The organism is Neomegalonema perideroedes DSM 15528 (assembly GCF_000374145.1).
Lineage (GTDB): Bacteria > Pseudomonadota > Alphaproteobacteria > Rhodobacterales > Rhodobacteraceae > Neomegalonema > Neomegalonema perideroedes.
This window is the reverse complement of record NZ_KB893653.1, coordinates 644,540-662,616: the sequence shown is the minus strand read 5'-3', so window position 1 is coordinate 662,616 and position 18,077 is coordinate 644,540. Positions and strand designations below refer to the sequence as shown.

19 protein-coding genes are annotated in these 18,077 nt (G+C 67.6%); 10 read left to right on the top strand and 9 right to left on the bottom strand.

Features of this window, described 5'->3' with window-relative positions; all coding sequences use genetic code 11:
- Nucleotides 1–140 precede the first annotated feature (140 nt).
- From B161_RS20150 to B161_RS0103165, 3 genes are all read right to left on the bottom strand, one after another.
- Entirely contained in the window at nt 141–1,331 is a 1,191-nt protein-coding gene (locus B161_RS20150) for a DUF937 domain-containing protein (protein WP_018631909.1), read from the bottom strand.
- Between the two features lie 177 nt (nt 1,332–1,508).
- On the bottom strand, nt 1,509–1,868 hold the full coding sequence (locus B161_RS16485) for a DUF1491 family protein (protein ID WP_018631908.1): 360 nt from the start codon (nt 1,866–1,868) through the stop codon (nt 1,509–1,511).
- Nucleotides 1,865–2,716 carry a DUF3108 domain-containing protein gene (locus B161_RS0103165; protein ID WP_018631907.1) on the bottom strand — a complete coding sequence of 284 codons (852 nt, stop codon included), beginning with the start codon at nt 2,714–2,716 and terminating at the stop codon, nt 1,865–1,867. The genes B161_RS16485 and B161_RS0103165 overlap by 4 nt, the downstream gene beginning before the upstream one ends.
- Nucleotides 2,717–2,810: 94 nt before the next feature.
- On the opposite strand from B161_RS0103165, the gene meaB reads away from it, so the two are divergent.
- Nucleotides 2,811–3,821, top strand: coding sequence for a methylmalonyl Co-A mutase-associated GTPase MeaB (gene meaB / locus B161_RS0103160; protein ID WP_018631906.1), 1,011 nt, complete (start codon nt 2,811–2,813; stop codon nt 3,819–3,821).
- A gap of 124 nt (nt 3,822–3,945) precedes the next feature.
- A complete protein-coding gene (locus B161_RS0103155) occupies nt 3,946–4,353 on the top strand; it encodes a hypothetical protein (protein ID WP_157755511.1) in 408 nt (135 codons plus the stop codon).
- A 4-nt stretch (nt 4,354–4,357) separates the two neighbouring features.
- Here the strand turns inward: B161_RS0103155 and B161_RS0103150 are convergent, their stop codons facing one another.
- Together B161_RS0103150 and B161_RS0103145 are read right to left on the bottom strand one after the other, a co-directional pair.
- Nucleotides 4,358–5,149, bottom strand: coding sequence for a class I SAM-dependent methyltransferase (locus B161_RS0103150; protein ID WP_018631904.1), 792 nt, complete (start codon nt 5,147–5,149; stop codon nt 4,358–4,360).
- On the bottom strand, nt 5,146–6,420 hold the full coding sequence (locus tag B161_RS0103145) for a hypothetical protein (RefSeq protein WP_018631903.1): 1,275 nt from the start codon (nt 6,418–6,420) through the stop codon (nt 5,146–5,148). Before B161_RS0103145 ends, B161_RS0103150 begins: the two co-directional genes overlap by 4 nt.
- Before the next feature lie 338 nt (nt 6,421–6,758).
- Between B161_RS0103145 and rplM the strand changes: the two genes are divergently transcribed.
- The 3 genes from rplM to B161_RS0103130 all read left to right on the top strand — a co-directional run bounded on the left by rplM (nt 6,759) and on the right by B161_RS0103130 (nt 8,663).
- Nucleotides 6,759–7,223 (top strand): 50S ribosomal protein L13, encoded by a 465-nt coding sequence (gene rplM, locus B161_RS0103140; protein ID WP_018631902.1) that lies wholly within the window; start codon nt 6,759–6,761, stop codon nt 7,221–7,223.
- Nucleotides 7,224–7,225: 2 nt separating this feature from the next.
- The gene (rpsI, locus tag B161_RS0103135) at nt 7,226–7,717 is read left to right on the top strand and encodes a 30S ribosomal protein S9 (RefSeq protein WP_018631901.1); all 492 of its coding nucleotides are present in this window, start codon (nt 7,226–7,228) and stop codon (nt 7,715–7,717) included.
- A 112-nt stretch (nt 7,718–7,829) separates the two neighbouring features.
- Complete coding sequence (locus B161_RS0103130) at nt 7,830–8,663, top strand: glutamate racemase (RefSeq protein ID WP_018631900.1); 834 nt, start codon at nt 7,830–7,832, stop codon at nt 8,661–8,663.
- A 93-nt stretch (nt 8,664–8,756) separates the two neighbouring features.
- Here B161_RS0103130 and B161_RS0103125 read toward each other — a convergent pair whose 3' ends face one another.
- Nucleotides 8,757–9,842 carry a TRAP transporter substrate-binding protein gene (locus B161_RS0103125; protein WP_018631899.1) on the bottom strand — a complete coding sequence of 362 codons (1,086 nt, stop codon included), beginning with the start codon at nt 9,840–9,842 and terminating at the stop codon, nt 8,757–8,759.
- 256 nt (nt 9,843–10,098) lie between these two features.
- Between B161_RS0103125 and B161_RS0103120 the strand changes: the two genes are divergently transcribed.
- From B161_RS0103120 to B161_RS0103110, 3 genes are all read left to right on the top strand, one after another.
- Nucleotides 10,099–10,701 (top strand): TRAP transporter small permease subunit, encoded by a 603-nt coding sequence (locus tag B161_RS0103120; RefSeq protein WP_018631898.1) that lies wholly within the window; start codon nt 10,099–10,101, stop codon nt 10,699–10,701.
- A gap of 21 nt (nt 10,702–10,722) precedes the next feature.
- On the top strand, nt 10,723–12,564 hold the full coding sequence (locus B161_RS0103115; RefSeq protein WP_018631897.1) for a TRAP transporter large permease: 1,842 nt from the start codon (nt 10,723–10,725) through the stop codon (nt 12,562–12,564).
- Between the two features lie 159 nt (nt 12,565–12,723).
- On the top strand, nt 12,724–13,086 hold the full coding sequence (locus tag B161_RS0103110) for a hypothetical protein (protein WP_018631896.1): 363 nt from the start codon (nt 12,724–12,726) through the stop codon (nt 13,084–13,086).
- Here the strand turns inward: B161_RS0103110 and trmB are convergent.
- Complete coding sequence (gene trmB / locus B161_RS0103105) at nt 13,062–13,850, bottom strand: tRNA (guanosine(46)-N7)-methyltransferase TrmB (protein WP_018631895.1); 789 nt, start codon at nt 13,848–13,850, stop codon at nt 13,062–13,064. The genes B161_RS0103110 and trmB overlap by 25 nt on opposite strands.
- Nucleotides 13,851–14,104: 254 nt before the next feature.
- Between trmB and B161_RS18525 the strand changes: the two genes are divergently transcribed.
- Both B161_RS18525 and B161_RS0103090 read left to right on the top strand, forming a co-directional pair.
- Nucleotides 14,105–14,656, top strand: a complete 552-nt coding sequence (locus B161_RS18525; protein WP_018631893.1) for a TadE/TadG family type IV pilus assembly protein — start codon at nt 14,105–14,107, stop codon at nt 14,654–14,656.
- A gap of 83 nt (nt 14,657–14,739) precedes the next feature.
- Nucleotides 14,740–15,432 carry a TadE/TadG family type IV pilus assembly protein gene (locus B161_RS0103090; protein WP_018631892.1) on the top strand — a complete coding sequence of 231 codons (693 nt, stop codon included), beginning with the start codon at nt 14,740–14,742 and terminating at the stop codon, nt 15,430–15,432.
- A gap of 273 nt (nt 15,433–15,705) precedes the next feature.
- Here the strand turns inward: B161_RS0103090 and B161_RS16475 are convergent, their stop codons facing one another.
- Entirely contained in the window at nt 15,706–17,259 is a 1,554-nt protein-coding gene (locus B161_RS16475; protein WP_018631891.1) for a methyltransferase family protein, read from the bottom strand.
- A 96-nt stretch (nt 17,260–17,355) separates the two neighbouring features.
- Nucleotides 17,356–18,072, bottom strand: coding sequence for a transporter substrate-binding domain-containing protein (locus B161_RS16470; protein ID WP_018631890.1), 717 nt, complete (start codon nt 18,070–18,072; stop codon nt 17,356–17,358).
- Nucleotides 18,073–18,077 lie beyond the last annotated feature (5 nt).

The following is an 18,077-nucleotide window of genomic DNA, read 5'->3' as shown; positions in this document are numbered from 1 at the left end:
TGGGCCGTCAAACGCTCCAAGTCTTTATTTTGTCGCGCTTTCGCGACGCGAGGCTTGATCAGCTTCGCTGGAAAGCGCTCTCAACGAAAAGAGCGCCCTTTCAGGCGCTCTTTCCAGAAGCATGAGGCTTGCGCCGAAACTCAGCCGCGGCCCTGCTGACGCAGAATCTGCGCCAGCACGTCGGCGTCGATCTTGCCGTCTCCATCGGCGTCGAGCATGCCGAGCAACCCGCCCTGAGGCTTGGGCGCGGCGGCGCGGGCGCCCGTCTGGCCTCCGGTCCGGGCCTGACGCACGCCCGTCAGGCTGCCGAGCAGATCGTCCATGCTGGGGGCGCCGTTCGGGGGGCGCTGCTGGCTTCCCGTCGGAGCGGGCGCCGCGCGGCCCTGCGGCTGCTGAGGCTGTCCGCCGCCGAGCAATCCGCCCAAGAGATCGCCGAGCCCGCCGCCCTGCTGCGGCTGGGCCTGACGTCCCTGAGGCTGCTGCTGTTGGCCGCCGAGGAGGCTTCCAAGCAGATCCTCAAGCCCGCCGCCCTGCTGGGGCTGGGGCTGTTGGCGCGCCTGAGGCTGCTGCGGCTGTCCGCCGCCGAGCAGACCGCCCAAGAGATCGCCGAGCCCGCCGCCCTGCTGGGGCTGGGGCTGCTGGCGCGCCTGAGGCTGTCCGCCGCCGAGCAATCCGCCGAGCAGATCCTCGATCCCCGGCTGACGCCCCTGCGGCTGAGCCTGACGCGTCTGCGGCTGTCCGCCGCCGAGCAGGCCGCCCAGCAGATCGCCGAGTCCGCCGCCCTGCTGCGGCTGGGGCTGCTGGCGCGCCTGAGGCTGTCCGCCGCCCAAGAGTCCGCCGAGCAGGCCGCCCAATCCGCCGCCGCCCGAGGCCGCGTTCACCAGACCGCCCAAGCCGCCGGAGCCGGAATCGCTGCGGGCGCGCTTGGTCATGCCGCCGATCACCATGGAGGCGAGGATGGGCAGAAGCATCTTCACGACGCCGGAGCTGACGCCCGAAGAGAGCGAAACCCGCTCCGCCACGTTGCGGCTGACCTCTTTGGAGCCGAAGATCTGACCCAGCACCGAATCGCCCATGGCCTTGGCCTGAGCCGTCGGCACGGCCTCGGGGCTGTCGTAAAGCTGATCATAGCCGCCGCCCCCGCCCAAGGTCTTGAGCAGGGATTCGAGGCCCTGAGCCGAAGAAGCCTGTTGTTTGAAGCCGGTGGAGAGCGCGGGAAGCAGCCCTTTCGCCACGTCGAGCGTTTGTTGTTCGCTCAGGCCGAATTGCCGGCCCACGTCGCCGAGGCCGCGTCCGTTCTGCGACCCGAGCAGCAAGTCGAGCATGTTCATCGCCAAGTTCCTCCCCGCCGCCGTCCTTGATCCGCGCCGCGGCCGCGCCGCCCCAGACTTGGCGGATCGGCGACGGGAATCAAGACTCGGCGCCCGGATTCGGCGCAAATACACCCGGGAGTTGTCCGCCGATGGTTAAAGCCCCTTGCGCGGCCATGCGGAGGATCACACGGAGGATTAGGGCGCGTCGGAATCGAGGAAATGCCGCCCGTCGCGGCTCTCGACCTCGATGGCCCAGAGATCGCGGTCCTGCCCCAGCCGCCGCGAGATGCGCGCGTCCACTTCGGCCTCGGGGGCGTCGAGCCCGCCCAGAGGCTCCCACAAGGATTCGCCCTCCGGACCATAAATCCGCGTGTAGAGCGTGGCGCGCCCGTCCAGACGGGCGAGCTTCACCTCCACCGCCCCGGCCTGAGGATCGCCGCGCCGGATCACCGAGGCGTAGACGCCCGCCGCCTCCAGACGCGCCAGATAGGCCGAGACTCGGAAATCGGTGCGCAGCCGCGCCATGGGCAAGCCCTCAAGCTCTTGAAGATTCACTCCCGCAAGCTCCCTACGGCGTATCCCAGACGCGTCCGCCCCGCAAGTCGCACAGGGCGCCAGAGCGCGCCTTCTCCCTCTTCGAACCAGACGTCGAAGACGTAATAACGTTCGTCGCGCAAAGTTTCGGGCGGAAATCCCGCGATGCGCTCGTAAACGCCCATGCAATGGCGCAAAGGCTTGGACCAGCGCGGCGCGGGCGCCGAGGATTTCGGATCCGGCGCGGTGAACATCACGTCATAGCGCCGCGAGCCGTCGAAGATCGGGATGGTGCGGGCGCAGACGTTCTCCGCCCCGAGCGGCAGAAAGCTCGCCACGATGGCGGAGATGGGATCCAGAACGCCGATCTGGTCGCGCCAGGGGGCGGCGTGCGGATTGGGCTCCTTCTCCGGCGGCTCGACGGTCAGGGTGACGGGGCTCGCGCCCTCCAGAGTCATCACGAGGGTCTGGGCCTCGGCTTTGCCCTCGAAGCGGATCTCGTAATAATGGGGATCGAAGGCGCCGAAGCCGTCGCGCGCGCCTTGGGCCTGAGCCTCGGCGCGGCCGTTGAGGAACATCTCCAGCATGCCGCGCGGCTGCATGCGGGCCTCTCCGGCGTAGCTCTCGGAGGTGGTCTGCACCCTCAGAACCGCCTCGCCGATGGAGAGCCCGCCGATATGGAAGTCGTAGACCGCTTCAAGGGTCGCCTCTCCCGGAGCGGAGACCGCCGCGCTGGTTTCGCTCGCCTGCGCGCGCGGCGCGGCGGCCGGCCCGACGCCCAGAACCACGCCCAGAAGCGCGCCGACTCCCAGCCGGACGCGAAAAGCGGTTGCGGCGCGGCGCCGCTTGGGCCACATGCTGATCTCCACAGGACGCGTTCCTTCCCGAGTTCGGCGCCGCCCCAATCTGTCGCGCCGTGGTGAACAGGTGGTTACGATGAACCCACAAAGCGCCCGTGTCGATATGGCGGCCCCCCTCCCTTCGGAGGCCCCTTCCGCGGAGATTCTCGATCTGGCGACGCGTCTGCGCGCCGGAGAACGCCGCGCTTTGGCCCGGGCGGTGACGCTGGTCGAATCCACCCGCGCCGATCATCGCCGCGCGGCGCGCGCTCTTCTGACCCTCCTCGCGCCCCATACGGGCGGCGCTTTGCGGCTCGGGCTGACGGGCGTGCCGGGGGTGGGGAAATCCACCTTCATCGAATCTCTGGGCGGCTTCCTCACCGCGCGCGGCCATAAGGCGGCGGTGCTGACGGTGGATCCCTCCTCCAGCCGCTCGGGGGGCTCGATCCTCGGCGACAAGACCCGCATGGAGCGGCTGTCGCGCGATCCCAACGCCTTCATCCGGCCCTCGCCCTCCAGCGGAGAGCTGGGCGGCGTGGGGCGGCGCTCACGCGAGGCGATCCTGCTCTGCGAGGCGGCGGGCTACGACGTGGTGATCGTCGAGACGGTGGGCGTCGGGCAGTCGGAGACCATGGTGGCCGACATGACCGACGTCTTTCTGCTGCTGCTGGCTCCGGCGGGGGGCGACGAGCTTCAGGGCGTCAAGCGCGGCATCATGGAGCTGGCGGATCTGGTCGCGGTGAACAAGGCCGACGGCGACCTTAAAGCGGCGGCCCAGCGCACCCGCGCCGATTACGCCGGAGCCTTGCGGCTCATGCGCCGCCAGCGGGACGACGCGCCCGGCTTCCCCAAGGCCCTCGCGCTTTCGGCCCTTGAAGAGCAGGGCGTGGCCGAGCTTTGGGCGGCGGTGGCCGAACTCGACGGCTGGCGGCGCGAGCATGGGCACCGGGAGCAGCGCCGGGGACGTCAGGGTCTGGTCTGGATGCGCGACGAGATCCGGCGCGGGCTGATGACGGGCTTCGCCGCCGATCCCGAAAGACGGATGCGGCTCGCGCGTCTGGAGGCGGAGGTGGCTTCCGGGCGTCTGCCGCCGGACCTCGCGGCGGAAGCGGCGCTGGAGGGGCTCTTCGCCTGAGTTCTCCCGTCGCGCGGCGGCGCGCGGATTGAGGGGCGCGGATTGAGGGGCGCGGATTGACTCGCCTCCCGCGCGGGCCATATCGATGGAGGCCCCCGCCGGAGAACCGGAGAAAGAGCGCTCCATGCCCCATACGCTGAAGTCGGACCTCGAAGACAGCATCAAGACCTTCCGCCGCCTCTCCGGCGTCAAGCCGCCGAGCCGACCGCCCGTGGCCGACCGCGTGGTGCGCATGTGGAGCTGGCTGGTCGCCGCGACCTTCCTGCCGCCGCTCGGGTTCATGGGCGCCCGCGAGGCGCACGGCCTGCGCGACGAGACTCAGGGGCTCATGGCGGGCCAGCATGTCGAGGGCGCGATCAGCGTCTTCTGGCGCTGGCTGATCGCCTGGGGCGTGGGCTGGCTCTTCGCGATCACGGCCATCGGCATTCCGGTGGCGCTGCTGATCTGGCTCGGGGCTCAGGGCTACGTCTTCTTCACGGCGCTGCGCGGGCTGCGCCGGGCGCTGGACGGCAAGCCCTATCAGGACGACTAACCCTTTATTCCGCTTCGATGAAGACCCGGTCCACGGTGAAGGATCCGTCCGGCTCCAGAGCGAAGCGCGCGGCGGTCTCGACGGCGAGTCCCCGCTGAAGCGCGCGGATCGCCTCGATCTGCGCGGCGGGAGTCTCCATCCGCGCGACCCATGACGCGAAGTCCAGACGCAGGGAATCGCGGCTCAGAGCGCGGGTCCGGAAGCCCGCCCGCTCCAGCGCCGCCAGCCAGAAGCTCGGGCGATGGTCGCGGACATGCGAGGGATCGCGCAAAAGCTCCACGGCTTGCAGATGGGTGTCCGCCGCCTCGGATTCCGGCGCCGAGACGTCGATGAAGACCGCCCGGCCGCCCGGCGCGAGAACCCGCCGCGCCTCGCGGAGCCCGGCCTCGAAATCTCCCCAATGATGGGCCGAGAAGCGCGTCGTGAGGAGATCGAATTCTCCGTCGGCGAAAGGCAGGGCCTCCGCGCGGGCGACCCGCGCCGAGAGATTGGCGAAGCCTTTCGCGCGCCCGGTCTCCAGCACGGCGGCGGTCATGGCCTCCGAGAGGTCGCAGACGACGACCTCCGCCGCATGAGGCGCCAGCCGATAGGCCGCATGCCCGCCGCCCGTCCCGAGATCCAGCGCCCGACGCGGCGCGGCCGCTCTGGCGATCTCCTCCAGCCGGTCGAGATCCGATCCTTGGGCGTGGACCGCGCTCGCCACATAGGCCGCCGCCCGGGGACCGAATTGCTCCCGCACTTTTTCGTCATGCGTCTGCGTCGCGGGTTCGTCATGCGTCTGCGTCGCGGGCTTCATGGAGCGGGCTCCTCGTCTTTGGCGGTCTCCGTCGCGGCGCCCGCCGTCAGACGAAGGCTCATGCGGTCGGGGACGGCTTCGTCTCCGGGATCGGCGCCCGCGCTCAGCCGCAGGATCAGCGGCGCGCCGGGGCGCGTCTCGCGGAATTGCTTCAGCACGACCTCGAAGGGCGCGCCCTCCTCCACCGCGCCCGAGGCGGGCGTCCCGGCCAGAGGCCGCGCCACCGCCCGCGCGATGGTCAGCCCGCCATGTTCGGGCGTCAGAGTCAGAACCGCGCCCGCCCCGCCGAAGAAGGCGAGCGGCGCCTCGCCCCGCAGAGTCAGCGGCGCCGAGACGGCTTCGCCCGGCGTCAGGCCGAAGATCGCGCCCGTGCGTCCCTCGTCGCTTTGCAGCCGCGTCAGAGCGAGCGGCGCCCCCGCGAAGGCGTCGCGCCAATCCTCCGCGAGGAGGTCGTGGAAGATCTCCTGCGGGATCAGCGCCTCATATTCCCCCTCCTCGCCCGCGCCCAGCTCATGCGGGCCGAAATGCAGCGAGATCCCCCCGACGGCGCCCGGCGCGCCAGAAGACGCGCCGGAAGAGGCGTCGGAAGGCGCGAGGCTGAAGAGCCGCAGCCGGTTCAAATCCTCCGGCCAGACCGCCTCCAGCGCCTCGCGGGCTTCGGCCTGCGGAATGCGCAGACGCTCCGCCTTGAGGGGCGCCAGACGCTCCAGAGCCGCCTTCCGCAAGAGCGCCATGGCCGGAGCCTCCGCCCCTTCCTCGCCGAAGAAATCGGCCAGCGTCAGCAGCCGCCCCGCCTCGCGGTCGAAGACGAAGCTCTCGACCCGCGCGCGGATCTCGCGGCCGTCATAGACGGAGATCCGCCGCAAAAGGCTGACCGCCCGGGCTTCGATGAAGCGGGTTTCGTCCTGAATCTCCAGATTCCAGCGCTCGAACTCCGAGCCGTCGTTGAGCGCGACGGCGTAGGCTTCTTCAGCCTCCTCGCGGGCGAGGCCGAGCTCGGCCTTGGCGGCGTTGAGCAGAAGACGAAACAGCGCGGGCTCGGCCTCGGCGGCGAGCGTCAGGCGGATCCGGGATTCCAGCGGCTCCTCCGCGCTCTGAAAGGAGATCGGCGGCTCCAGCGCGGCCGGAGCGCCGGAATCGCCGGAATCTCCGGCTTCGAAAGCCCGCGCCTCGGCGAGGGCGGGGAGCTGGAGAGCGCAGAAGATCAGCCCTCCCGAGAGCAGAGCCGACAGCAAAGCCGGAGACGAAGAAGACGGAGGCGCGGCGGCCATAGCGGAAGCCTCCCTGAGGCGCGCGGGGGAAAGGCGGGGCTTCTCCGCAAGATAGAGCCCGTTTCTCAAGATTTCACCCCCTGTCTCCGGCTTTCCGCGCCTTGCGCCGCCCTTGGGCGCGGAGGCCCGGAATCGGCGCGGCGGCGGGGATTTATCTTGAGGTATTTAGACACCAATTTCATAAGATCATGATTTTAAACGATTTTCAAAGGCGTCGCGTCGAAAGCTCCGCTTGACGCCCTTTCGCGCGCGGCTATATTGCCCGCCAACCGGGGCGCGTTTGCGCCCCGTCCCTGTTTCGCCAATCGTCGGGAGGCTCCCGACATCGGGACCCAGAGATGAAAACCTTTTCCGCTAAACCTTCCGACATCGAGAAGAAGTGGATCCTGATCGACGCCGAAGGCGTGGTTCTGGGCCGTCTCGCCACGATCGTCGCCAATATCCTGCGCGGCAAGAACAAGCCGAGCTTCACGCCTCATATGGACATGGGCGACAACGTCATCGTCATCAACGCCGACAAGGTGCAGATGACCGGACGCAAGCGCGACGACAACCGCTTCTATTGGCACACCGGCTTTCCCGGCGGCATCAAAGAGCGTTCGCCCCGTCAGTATTTCGACTCGGGCAAAGGCGACCGCGTGATCGAGAACGCCGTCCGCCGCATGATTCCGCGCGGTCCGCTCGGCCGTCAGCAGATGTCCAATCTGCGCGTCTACACCGGCGCCGAGCATAAGCAGATCGCCCAGCAGCCCGTCGTGTTCGACGTGGCTTCGCTGAACCCGAAGAACACGAGGAACGGCTGATCATGGTTGACGAGATCAAATCGCTGGACGCCCTCCGGGAAGCCGTCGGCGGCGCTCCGGCCGCCGAAGCCGCCGCCGCGCCGAAGCGCGAGCCGGTCAAGGACGCCTTCGGCCGCTCCTACGCCACCGGCCGCCGCAAGAACGCCGTGGCCCGCGTCTGGGTGAAGCCCGGCTCCGGCAAGATCGTCATCAACGGCAAGCCCATCGAGCAGTATTTCGCTCGCCCGGTGCTGCAGATGGTGGTGAATCAGGCCTTCCAGATCGCCGAGGTCGTCGGCCGCTTCGACGTCATGGCCACCGTGGCCGGCGGCGGATTGTCGGGTCAGGCGGGCGCCGTGAAGCATGGGCTGTCGCACGCCCTGTCGCTTCAGGATCCCGATCTGCGTCCTTCGCTGAAGAAGGCCGGGTTCCTCACCCGCGACTCCCGCGCCGTCGAGCGCAAGAAGTTCGGCCGCGCCAAGGCTCGCCGCAGCTTCCAGTTCTCGAAGCGCTGATCCGCTTCAGGATTTGCGAGATTTCGAAGCCCGCCCCTTCTTCGGGGCGGGTTTTTTCATGGCCGCGCGGGGTCTATGCTTCGGCCTCCCGTTCTCCCGGAGGCCCTTCTCCATGCCCATCGGCGTCTTCGATTCCGGCCTTGGCGGCCTGACGGTGCTGCGCGCTCTGACCGAGGCCGCGCCTTGGCGACCTTTCGTCTATCTCGGCGACAACGCCAACGCCCCTTACGGCGTGCGGCCTCCTGAAGAGATCTACCGCCTGACCTGCGCGGGGGTGGAGCGGCTCTTCGAGGAGGGCTGTCGGGCGGTGGTCATCGCCTGCAACACGGCTTCGGCGGCGGCTTTGCGGCGGCTGCAGCAGGAATGGCTTCCCGAGAAGGCGCCGGACCGGCGGGTGTTGGGCGTCCTCGTCCCGATGGTCGAGGCGCTGACCGGGCGGGACTGGGCCGATCCGCGCCCGCCCGCGCCGCATCCGGTGGGCCCGCTCGACGTGGTGCTCTTCGCGACTCCCGCCACGGTGGCCAGCGGCGCCTTCGAGCGCGAAGCCGCCAATCGCGCCTCGGATCTGCGGGCGGCCTCCGAGCCCTGCCCCGGTCTCGTGGACGCTCTGGAATCGGGCGACTGGGCCCAAGCCGACGCCATCGCGCGAATCTGCGTGGAGAAGGCGCTCCGGCGCATGCCCGCCCCCGACGCGGCGGTTCTGGCCTGCACGCATTATCCTTTGGCGGAGGCGGCCTTCCGCGCGGCTCTGCCCCCCGGAACCCGGATTTTCGCGCAGCCGGCCATCACGGCGGCGAGTCTCGATTCCTGGCTGGCCCGGCATCCGGGCTATCTCGATTCCGACCGCTGGCGCGCGCCGAAGCTGCTGACCACCGGCGATCCGGCTCATGTCTCGGAGATGGCCAACCGCTTTTTCGGGCTGCCTCTGGCCTTTGGAGAAGCCTGAGACGAAAAAACCCCTCGCCGCGAGGCGAGGGGCCCGAGGATGCGCGGCCGGACGGGGTTCGAAAGCCCGGCCGCGCCCGAAATCCTCAGCCGGTCACTTGCCGCGATTGGCGATCTGGAAGCGGTCGAAGTTGAACTCGGCGAGCTGCGACCAGAGATACTGCTCGTTCTTGAACTCCATGATCGAGTCATGGACTTCCTTGAACAGGGCGTTCTGGGCGCCGGTCTCGGCGTAGACCTCTTTGGCGGCTTTGAAGGCCGCTTCGAGCATCTCGTTGGTGTAGGGGCGAAGCTGGGCGCCGGCGGCGATCAGGCTGCGCAGAGCCGCCGGATTGGAGGCGTCGTACCGCGCGAGGGTGTCGCGGTCGGCCTCGGCGGCGGCGGCGCGGATGGCGCTCTGATAGACCTTCGGCAGTTCGTCCCACTTGCCCTTGTTGACGAAGAGATGCAGCGTCGCGCCGCCCTCCCACCAGCCGGGATAATAGTAATAGGGCGCGACCTTCACGAAGCCGAGCTTCTCGTCGTCATAGGGGCCGACCCATTCGGCGCCGTCGATGGTGCCGCGCTCCAGCGAGGAGTAGATGTCTCCGCCCGCGATCTGCTGCGGCACCACGCCCAGCTTGGACATCACCTGTCCCGCGAGGCCCGCGATGCGCATCTTCACGCCCTTGAAGTCGTCGAGGGACTTGAACTCCTTGCGGAACCAGCCGCCCATCTGGGTGCCGGTGTTGCCGCAGGGCAGGCCCACCAGATTATAATTCTGATAGAGCTTGTTCAGCAGATCGTTGCCGCCGCGCTGGGTGTACCAAGCCGACTGCTGACGGGCGTTCAGGCCGAAAGGCAGAGCGGTGCCCGCCGCGAAGGTCGGGTCTTTGCCGAAATAGTAATAGGAGCAGGTATGCGCCAGCTCCACGGTGCCGTCGCCCACGGCGTCGGCGGCCTGGAAGGCGTTGACGATCTCGCCGGCCGCGAAGAGCTGCACCTTGAACTTGCCGTCGGTGATGTCGGAGAGGGCCTTCGCGAAAAGCTCGGCGCCGCCGTAGATGATGTCGAGCGATTTCGGAAAGCTGGAGGTCAGGCGCCAGTTCAGTTCAGGCATGCTCTGCGCGAGGGCCGGGGCCGCGAGCGCGGAGGCGGCGAGCCCGACGCCCGCGCCTTGCAGAAATTGACGACGTTTCATCGGCGGATCTCTCCCTGAGACGTTTCTGAAGGCGGGAGCTCCGGGCGGCTTGGCGGCCCGACGTCTCCGCGCCCCTTTCGTGGGCGGAATCTCCGGGAGAAATCCGTGGAACGCAAGCGGTTTCACATGCTTCTTCCGACAAGGGAAAGCGGTTCGAACCCAAGCCGCGCATTGCGCATCTCCGCGCGAGCGTTCATAACCACCGCCCAAGACGTCTCAGAGAAGACGCGAACACCCTTTGTAAGGGAGGTCGGGAATGTTTCTTGCGCTTTCGCGCGCCATCGACGCCGTCAACGGCTGGATCGGACGCAAGGCGGCTTGGCTGTTATTGGCGGCCACCGCCATCTCAGCCGCGAACGCCATCATCCGCAAAACGCTGAACACGTCGTCCAACGTCTGGCTGGACGCTCAGTGGATGCTCTTCAGCGCGGTGTTCCTCCTCTGCGCGAGCTGGACGCTGAGGGACAACGAACATGTGCGCATCGACGTTTTGTCGAACCGCTTCAGCAAGCGGACGCGCGACTGGATCGACGTGATCGGCCACGCTTTCGTGCTGATCCCCTTCTGTCTGATCATGATCTGGACCTCCGTTCCCTTCGCTCAGGCCTCCATCGCCACGAATGAGCAGTCCTTCGCGGCGGGCGGCCTGCCGCAATGGCCGATCAAGCTTCTGATGCCCATCGCCTTCTTCATGCTGCTGCTTCAGGCGATTTCGGAGCTGATCAAGCGGATCGCGATCATCAGCGGCCGCATGGAGGATCCGGTCCTCGCGGCGGACGCCGCCGAGGCCGAGGTCGAGAGGCTCAAGGCCGCCATCATCGTCGACGAGGCCGACGAGGCCTCCCCCGCCCGCCCCTGACGCCGTCGCGGAGAAAAACATATGGAAACGCGCGGCATGCGCAAAAAGACCACGCTCGGACGCGGTTTGTTCGGGTGGGCGGTCTCGACGATTCTGGCCATGGCGATGGTCTTCGTCTGGGGGCTTCTCTTCGGAACCGCCGAGGCGGCCACGGGAGCGGGCTTCACGGGCTGGTTCATCCATAATATGGCGCCGATCATGTTCGGCTCGCTCATCATCGTTTTGCTGATGGGCTATCCGGCGGCCTTTTCTCTGGCGGCGAACGGCCTGATCTTCGGCTTCATCGGCATGGAGCTGGGGCTCTTCACCTCTAATTTCTTCAACGCCCTGCCGAACCGCAATTACGGCGGGGTGATGACCAACGAAGTGCTGCTCGCGGTGCCCTTCTTCACCTTCATGGGCATGATCCTCGAGCGCTCCGGCATGGCGGAGGATCTGCTCGACACGCTGGGGCAGGTCTTCGGCTCGGCGCGGGGCGGCCTCGCCTATGCGGTGATCTTCGTGGGCGCGCTGCTCGCCGCGACGACCGGCGTGGTGGCGGCTTCGGTGATCTCGATGGGCCTGATCTCGCTGCCGATCATGCTGCGCTACGGCTATGACCGCAGGGTGGCCTCAGGCGTGATCGCGGCCTCGGGCACTCTGGCGCAGATCATCCCGCCCTCGCTGGTGCTGATCGTCATGGCCGACCAGCTCGGGCGCTCGGTGGGCGACATGTACGCGGGCGCTTTTCTGCCCGCCATGTGTCTGGTGGGCTTCTACACGCTTTTCGTCTTCTTCATCTCGATGTTCCGGCCGGCGATGCTGCCGGGGCTGCCTCCCGAGGCCATCGGCTTTCGCGAGCCCGACGGCGGGCGCGGCCTGCGCTCTCTGGGGATTCTCTACGCCCTCGCGGCGGCGGTGGGCTGGATGGCCACCAGCGGGCGCGGCCTCTCCATCGCGGATCATGTGATTCTCGGACTTCTGTCGGCGATGGTCTTCGCCTCGGTCGCGGCCCTTGCGAACTGGCTGCTGGAGAAGGCGACCGGCAAGCGCTTCCTTTCGGCCATCGCGCAGCGCGTGACCTTCGTCATGGCGCCGCCCTTGTTTCTGATCTTCCTCGTGCTGGGCACGATCTTCCTCGGCGTGGCCACCCCCACCGAGGGCGGCGCCATGGGCGCCATGGGCGCGCTTCTGCTCGCGGGGCTCAAGCGGTTTCTGGATAAGAACCCGCGCCGCCTGAATTACGAGATCGTCAAACAGGCGCTTTATTCGACGGCCAAGCTTTCGGCCTTCGTGATGTTCATCCTGATCGGCGCGCGCGTCTTCTCGCTGACCTTCTACGGCGTGAACGGCCATCATTGGGTCGAAGAGCTTCTGACCTCGGTGCCGGGCGGCGTGGTGGGTTTCTTGATCATCGTGAATCTGATGATCTTCTTCCTCGCCTTCTTCCTCGATTATTTCGAGCTGGCCTTCATCATCGTGCCGCTTCTGGTTCCGGCGGCGGTGGCGCTGGACATCGATCTGATCTGGCTCGGGGTGATGCTCTCGGTGAACATGCAGACGAGCTTCCTGCATCCGCCTTTCGGCTTCGCGCTGTTCTTCCTCAGGTCGGTGGCGCCGAAGAAGGAATATACGGATCGCGTCACCGGCAAACGCATGGCGCCGGTCACCACGCCGCAGATTCTCTGGGGCGCGGCGCCTTACGTGCTGATTCAGCTGGTGATGGTGGCGCTCATCTGCCTCTTCCCCGGTCTGGTCATGCATTACAAGAGCGGTCAGACCCAACTCGACGAGGCGGCCATGCAGCAGCAGCTCGACAATCTCGCGCCGAGCATGGATTTCGAAATGCCGGGCCTCGATTTCGGGACGCCCAATCTCGATTGATCCGCGCCTGAAGGCGGCGGATCCCGCGACCGGAACGACAAGGCCCGCCTCCGGCTTCGGAGGCGGGCTTTGATTTTCTCCTTATTCCGACGCGGGACAAAATTCTCCCTTCACTCCGGCGCCGCCAGATCAGGCCGGACCCGCGGATGAGGATTCGGCATGAGCTTCGGCTTGCTTCAGATGTTCGTCGTGACGATCGGCGGCTGGATCTTCCTGAGCGACTTCAAAAAGCGCCCCGAATTCCGCCAATTGCCGGAAAGCCGCTGGTGGCGCAGACCGGGGCTGCTGACCGTCGTCGGGGCCTGGTCCCGCCGCGACGACGATCCTCTGAAGCCCGCGCATCAGGCGCTCGCGCGTTACGTGCTGATCGTCTGGGGGCTGAATCTGCTCTCCATCGCCATGCTCTTCGCGGATCCGCCCTCTGCGCCGAAGCCGAAGCCCGAAGAGCGCGTCTTCTCCATCGACAGGCGGATCGCCCCTCCTCCGGCACAGCCGGATCAGAGCCGCGTGAAGATCAGATAATGCTGCGGACGCCCGGCGGCCTTGGCCTTGGCCTCATAGCGCGTGCCCGGCCAATTCTCCCAAGGCTGAGACCAGTCGGCGCGGGTCTGAGGGCTGACGGCGAAATCCTTGCGCCCCTCCAGAATCTTCAGACTGCGCGTCGCGTAGTCGACGATGTCGGTGGCGAGGCGCAATTCGCCGCCCGGCTTGAGCACCCGGGCCATGGCGTCGAGATTGGCCTCCGAGACGAAGCGCCGCTCCTCATGGCGGCGCTTGGGCCATGGATCGGGATAGAGCAGATAAATCCGCTCCAGCGCGCCGACCGGCAGAACGTCGAGCACGGCGCGGGCGTCGCCCGCCGCCAGCCGCAGATTCTCCGCGCCGCCGCGCCGCGCCAGATCCGCCAGAAGCTTGGCCACGCCTTGGGCGAAATGCTCGCAGCCGATGAATCCCACCTCCGGCTCCGCCAGAGCGCAGGCCACGAGATGCTCGCCCCCGCCGAAGCCGATCTCCATCCGCAGGGATTTCGCCTCGGGAAACAGCGCCGCCGGATCCAGCGGCGCCGGCGGTTCGAGGGGCGATCCGCCCGCCGAAATCGCCTCCGGCTCGAAGCCCGGCAGGGAAAGCCGTGGCAGATCCTCGCTCATGCGGGTTTGCTGCCCGGCGCGCAGAGGGCGCCCTTTGCGGCGGCCGTAGAGGTTGCGGAAAGGCTTGCCCGGCCGCTCTTCGGCCTCGGGTTCGGCGCGGATCTCTTCGGGCGAGGGCGGAGAGGCGGGATCGGTCATGGACGGGCGGCTCCTGAGGCGCTTTCGCCGCATGCGCGAGCGCCCTTGTCATCTCGGATCGGCGGCCTCCGGCGGCCGGCCGCCTGAAGCCGCTCCGGCTTTCGGATGGCCCCATACGCCGCCCCCGCCCCCGACGCAAGACCGAGCTTGGCCCGGACGCGGAAAGATCAAGCCGTAAAAACCATGTTTTTTAGCGAATTTCTAAAGTCGGGGCCGGAGGATGGCCCCGTTCAGCGCAAACCCGAGGCGAGTCGATGCTCAGACTTCCGCGTTCCACCATCCGCTCCTTCCTGCGCCGTCGCCGCGGCGCGACGGCGGTGGAGTTCGCCTTCATCATCGGGCCGCTGATGGCGCTGATCCTCGGCGTGATCGAGGTCTCCATCGCGCATATGAATAATTCGCGGCTCCAGACCTCCACGCAGAAGATCGTGCGCTTCGTCGAGACCGGCGAGGGCCGCTGCGCGCAGCCGGAGGAGGTGCGGGATCTGTTCTGCTCCTATCTCGGCGTGAACGACGCCTCGTCCTGCGCCGGCAAAGTGCGGCTTGCGGTCCTCTCCATGGCCGAGATGGAGGATCGGGGCGGCGTCAGCTTCGACGACGCCGACAACGTTTATGAGCCCGGCGAAGGCGGAGACCGCATGATCATCCGCACCTTCCAGAAGCATCGCGCCTTCTTCCCCTATCTGGGCGCTCTTCTGCGCGCCTCTCCGACAGACGGCGGCGACGCGCAGCAAGGCCCTCAAAGCATGATCATGCATTCGACCCAGATGTTTAAAAACGAGCCCTTCGCCTCCCCGGACTGCTGAAGCCCCAACGCCGCCTGAACCGGAGGGGCGTCCCTCTCCCCTCCCCGCCCTCGTCGCAGAGCCCCGCTGAAGAGCCAGAGACCATGCCCATGAAACACCCTGATTTCAGGCTCCTGCGCCGCTTCCGCCGAAGCAGCCGAGGCCTCGCCGCCCTGGAGTTCGCGCTGTTGTCGCCCTTGCTGGTGATGCTGCTGCTCGGCTCGACCGAGGTGACCCATCTCATCTGGGCGAACGGGCGCCTGAACTCCACCACGGCGGCCCTCGGCAACGTGCTGACTCAGGAGCGCGGACTGACCCATGATAATTTCGGCGAGATCCTGAACAGCGCCGAGATGATGATGGAGCCTTACGCGAACGACACGCTGAAGTTCCAGGTGATTTCGGCCGTGGCCTGCTATCAGGCGGGCGACGCGGCCACGCCGATCTACGTCGTCTCCTGGAGCCGGGGATGGGACGCCGCGCAAGCCGGATCCGATTCCTATAAAGGCGAGGTCGGCGGATACGCCGAGGCGGCCCGCCTCAACACCACCGACCTCAGCCATCTGCTGAACGGCATGGCTTTGCCGGCCGGAGACAGCGTGATCGTCGTGCGCGGGGAATTCGACTACGAATCAAAGGCCGAACTGGTCTTAGGCGGCCTTCTTTCGGGCTCTTCGGTCCGGCATATGAAGAAATACGTCACCTATCAGCCCCGCATCGCGCGTCGGCTCTACTTCGAAGGCGTCGAGGCCAATCCGCAGAAGACCTGCGAGACCGGCCTGCTCATGGAGGGGTGATCCCTTCCCGCGCCGGCCCTCTCATCCCACGAAGCCCCGGCGCGCCCCCGCGCCGGGGTTTTTTCGCAGCCGCCCGCCTCCCTCCCCCACATCCCCCCCCGCATCATCCCTCCGGAGCGCGGGAGCGCGTCAGGAGCCCCCGCAGCGAGGGGCGTCCCCGCGCCGGGCTTCGCCTCCGCGCGCCCCCATCCTCACGAAGAAAGGCGCCCTCCTCGCCCTTCAAGGGGTCGGAGAGCGCCTTGCGGTTTTGCGTCGAAGGCTGGAGGGCGGGGCTCAGGCGGAGGGATCTCCGCCGCCCAGACGCCGCGCCTCCTCCTGAGCCTTGCGGCTGGCGGCCTCCGCCTCCTCGCGGGCCGGAGCCTGCGCGGCGGCGCGGGCGGCCTCGGCGGCGCGCAGCTCGGCGCGGGCGGCCTCATGGATCCAAACCTTATCCGCCTGCTGCTCGGCGGAGGTCTCGTCCGAGGGCTGGAGTCCTTCGGAGGCGCGGCGGCCTTTGTCTTCTCCGCCGGCCGGCGGAGTCGGCTCGGGCTCCCAGCCCTGCGGCGGACGATAGCGCAGAATCGGCAAGAGCCGCGGCAGCCAGGACAAAAGGCCGTGACGCTCCACCCAGAGCGCGTAACGGACGTAGACCGGATCCCGCGAGAGATGGCGCTCCTCGCTCCAGGCCCGGAGCGCGTAGATGAGGTTCACCCCGAGCAGCCTCAGACAGCGCGCCCCCGCCGCGACCCAATAGCCCCGCCAGACGCCGTAACGCGCGCCCATCAGAAAAGGCATGAGGAAAGGCAGGGTCTCCACCCACCAGCTGAGGTTCTTGCTCACATAGGCCGGATGTCGGCTATAGCGGTAAGGCCCGTTGGTGATGATCCCGCGATGGGTGAGGTTCGAGAAGCGCAGCCCGAAGGACACCGAGGCCCAGGCGTAGATTCCCATCAACCCGAGAATCAGCGCCGAGCAGATCCCGAGCAGAATCGGATGGCCCTCGAAGAGCAGCCGCCAGTCGGATTCGGTGCGATAGGCCAGATATTCCGGCCCGATCATGTTCCAGAAGGGCGGATAGCAGACCAGAGTCCAGAACCAGCCCTGAGCGCTGGGCTCGGCGGAGCGGATATGCGAATCGACGATCCGCAGCGTCAGGGCGTAGCCGACCACGATGCAGCCCACGTCGATCAGGATCAGATAATCATAGATCAGGAAATGCAGCCCGAGCAGGTCGAGGTTCTCGATGGGCGGACGGCGCCGCAGCCCGACGAGATTGTCATGCAGCCCCGAGAACATCAGCGGCAGGAAGAAGCCCTTCACCAGCCAGCCGAGGGCGTATTGCTTGATCTTCTCCAGATCGACGCCCGGACGCCCGAGCAGCAGCGCGCCGAAGGCCCAGGTCCCGTCTTCCGGCTGACGCATCCGCCTGTCGAGCAGCCAGACGTAGAAAGGCGAGATCGCCGCCAGAGGCAGGATCAGCGCCTCGACCGCCAGAAAGAAGGGCCGATACATCTGCGCGGCGTATTGCGGAAACAGCCGGTAGAGCAAGGCGATGATTCCGAGGGTCGCCCAAAAGCCGAAGAGCTTGGTCGCGACGCGGCTCCAGTTCGTGGGGCGCGGCTGCGAATCCCAGTCCAGCCCCGCCGAGGGCGAGCGATGCGGCCTCAGACGCCAGCGCTCCAGCAGAGCCACCGGCAGGGCGTAGCTCGCGCAGAGCAGGAAGGCGGCGGGCAAAGACCCCATCGTGGAGCTTCGCAGCCAGATCGCCGTGGCCAGAAAGCAGAGCACCGCGAAGATTTGGATGCGCTGCGAGACCACGGAGGCGGGGCGCGTCAGGGGAGTGGACATGGAGCCCTCGAAAAGCGGAACGGCGTCCGAAGTTTCTAAGGCTCAGGTCAGAAACAGATCGTTAAGGCTCCCCGGCGCGGAGGGGCCGCAAAAGGCTCAGGCGGGAATGACGGCCTCGGGCATGCCATGGCGGCGGAAGCTCCCGGCGACGGTCCCTTCGGCCTTCATGCGCCTCACCAGCTCGCTCGCGGCGGCGAGGGCCTCGGGGCGGCCCTTCGGAACCGCGACCGCCGTTTCGGCGCGATGGAAATTCCCCTCGGCGATCCTCACGCCCGGCATGCGCCGCGCCAGATCCTCCAGCGCCAGCCGCCCCAGAGCCAGAGCGTCGCAATCTCCCGCCTCGAAGGCCGCGACGGCCGCGGGCAGACTCGCGGCCCCGGCCACCTGAGCGCCGGAGGCCGCCTTTTCGGCGCTGCGCAAGGTCGCCGTCTCCGCGACGCCCATGATCCGCACGCCCGGCCGGTGCAGCTCCTCCGCCCGACGAAAAGGGCTGTCGGCGCGCAGAAGATAGCTGCTTTCCCCCGCATGATAGGCCTCGCCGAAATCGACGATCCGGCGGCGGGCCTCGTCCACGGGCGCGAAGGAGAGATCCCAGATCCCGTCGTTCGCCGTGGCGACGATCTCGCCCGAGCTGGAGAGCGGAACCAGACGCACGGGCAGTCCCGTGATTTCGCCGATGCGGCGGGCGAGATCCACGGTCACGCCTTCGGGCGCCGAGCCGCCTTCGGGAATGGAGGTCCAGACGGCGGATTTCGTCGGGCCGACCGCAAGGGCGATTCGAATCTCGCCCTGAGGCGCCAGAATTTCGAACATGGGCG